The 1,097-nt window shown below is 60.1% G+C and carries 1 protein-coding gene; it reads right to left on the bottom strand.

Features of this window, described 5'->3' with window-relative positions; all coding sequences use genetic code 11:
* The coding region (locus HH308_RS29270; protein WP_246284940.1) for an ABC transporter ATP-binding protein at positions 1-1,097 on the bottom strand (1,097 nt) is incomplete at both ends.

Here is a 1,097-nt window from a genome sequence, read left to right as displayed (position 1 = left end):
ACCTGCTGGTGGGGTGTGGTTTCGACGGCGTTGCCGGTGACCTGCATGGGTGGGACGTCGAAGCCGCCGTATTCGACGTAACCGTTACGTTGAGCTTCCACGGCGGCGATGATCGTGTCACCGGCATTGCCGGAAGCGACATCCTGCTCATCGATACGGAAACTGGCCGTGATCGCTTCCTGCGCGTTACGCGGCAACGTACCCAGAATCTGCTCCACGTTGCGGCGATGCCGAATCGCAGCCTTACGCACCGGCATGCCGGGATTCGGCTGCACCTGCGCGATGATCTCGGAGAAGTCGTCCTTCGTACCACCACCGGAAATACCCGCCGCCTGCATCGCCGCCTCCGCCGCGGCGACCGCCTCGTCCTTCTCCTCCGACATACCGATCGGACCGAACCGATCACCGGCAAGGAACTGCTTGACCACCGGCTGCTCCGAGGTCAACAACACCTCACGCGGACCGAACATGACCAGCTCCTTACGGAACAACATGCCGATATTATCCGGGATGGTACGAGCGATATTGATGTTGTGCGTCACGATCAGGATCGTCGCGTCGATAGTCGCGTTGATGTCGATCAACAGCTGCGAAATGTAGGCGGTACGCACCGGATCCAGACCCGAGTCCGGCTCGTCGCACAGGATGATCTGCGGGTCCAACACCAACGCGCGGGCCAGACCCGCACGCTTGCGCATACCACCGGAGATCTCACCGGGAAGCTTGTCCTCCGCACCGAGCAGGCCGACCATCTCGACCTTCTCCATCACAATCTGACGGACCTCGGTCTCCTTCTTCTTCGTGTGCTCACGAAGCGGGAACGCGATGTTGTCATACAAGCTCATCGACCCGAACAGAGCACCGTCCTGAAACAGCACACCGAACAGTTTGCGGATCTCATACAGTTCCCGCGCCGAGCATTGAGTGATATCAGTACCGTCGATGATCACCGACCCCTGCTCCGGATGCAGCAGACCGATCAGCGTCTTCAAAAACACCGACTTACCGGTACCCGACGGGCCCAGCAGAGCATTCACCTCACCGGCCGGCAGCGTCAGTGAGACATCCCGCCAAATGTTCTGGGAACCGAAGGACTT

Source organism: Gordonia asplenii (assembly GCF_012933505.1).
Lineage (GTDB): Bacteria > Actinomycetota > Actinomycetes > Mycobacteriales > Mycobacteriaceae > Gordonia > Gordonia asplenii.
Note: the sequence above shows the minus strand (reverse complement) of the source record. Positions and strands in the feature narration are given on the sequence as shown.